The organism is Faecalicatena contorta, assembly GCF_001404335.1.
GTDB lineage: Bacteria > Bacillota > Clostridia > Lachnospirales > Lachnospiraceae > Faecalicatena > Faecalicatena contortus_B.
Genome location: NZ_CYZU01000121.1, coordinates 1 through 924, shown reverse-complemented (window position 1 = coordinate 924; position 924 = coordinate 1). Strand labels below are relative to the sequence as shown.

Annotated in this window: 1 protein-coding gene and 1 pseudogene; both read right to left on the bottom strand. The window is 52.3% G+C overall.

Translation table 11 applies throughout. From position 1 onward, the window contains the following. Positions 1–230, bottom strand: a pseudogene (locus ARB69_RS25535) (F0F1 ATP synthase subunit alpha); the annotation flags it as partial. Further along, positions 227–766, bottom strand: a complete 540-nt coding sequence (gene atpH / locus ARB69_RS25530) for an ATP synthase F1 subunit delta (protein WP_055155418.1) — start codon at positions 764–766, stop codon at positions 227–229. The pseudogene ARB69_RS25535 and the gene atpH, both read right to left, overlap by 4 nt. Between the last annotated feature and the right edge of the window lie 158 nt (positions 767–924).

Sequence of the window (924 nt, the reverse complement as noted above, 5' to 3'; positions counted from 1 at the left end):
CCGATGATAACCGCCCCTACATTCTTTTCCTCCAGGTTCATGGCCATCCCGTAGATCCCGCCGGAAAACTCCAGCAGTTCCCCCGCCACACAGTGGCGCAGGCCTGTCACACGGGCTACCCCGTCCCCCACTTCCTGCACGGTGCCAAAATCCGTGATCTCCATCTGGCTTGTATAGGTTTCTATCTGCTTTTTGATCTGGCTGCTGATCTCCTCTGTATTCCACATCATAGAGGACTCCCCCCTTCCGGCCTGCTTCGAAGCCTCAAGCTTAAATCTTCCATTCTCTTCTTCAGGGAAGCATCAATGAGTTTCCCGTCTGCGGAGATCAATACCCCGCCGATGAGGCCTTCATCGATCATGTTTACCAGGGTCACCGGCTTGCCGGTCAGTTCCGCCGTCTGCTCTTCCAGGCGCTTCACCATTTCCTTCTCCAGCGGCACCACCGAATATACCGTCCCACGGACCCCCTGCCTTTCTTCTCCCAGAAGCTCCAGCCCTTCGGCCAGCACCTGGCTGAAATGGTACAGGCCCTGGCGGTCTAACAGGATGCAGAAGAACGCCAGCGTCTCATCGCTGATATGGCTCCCAAATATGTCCCGCATCCACCCAAGCCTTGTTTCCTTCCCGATTTCACCCAGCGTCAGCATCTGGAAAAAGTTCTCTTCCTCCATAAGGAGTCTTTTCAGCACAGCCAGTTCTTCAGTCACTGTATCTATTTGCCCGCACAGTTTCTTTACCTCAGTCTGTTCTGTTATTCTTTCCATGATGAATCCTCAGCTTCTTCTATAATCTTTTCTACTACTTCTGCCTGTCTTTTCGGGTTCAGTTCTTCTCCTATGATTTTCCCTGCTGCAAGGACAGCCATGTCTCCAATCTCTCTTTGTAGCTCTTTCTTCGCAATCATCTTGTCCCGCTCGATTTC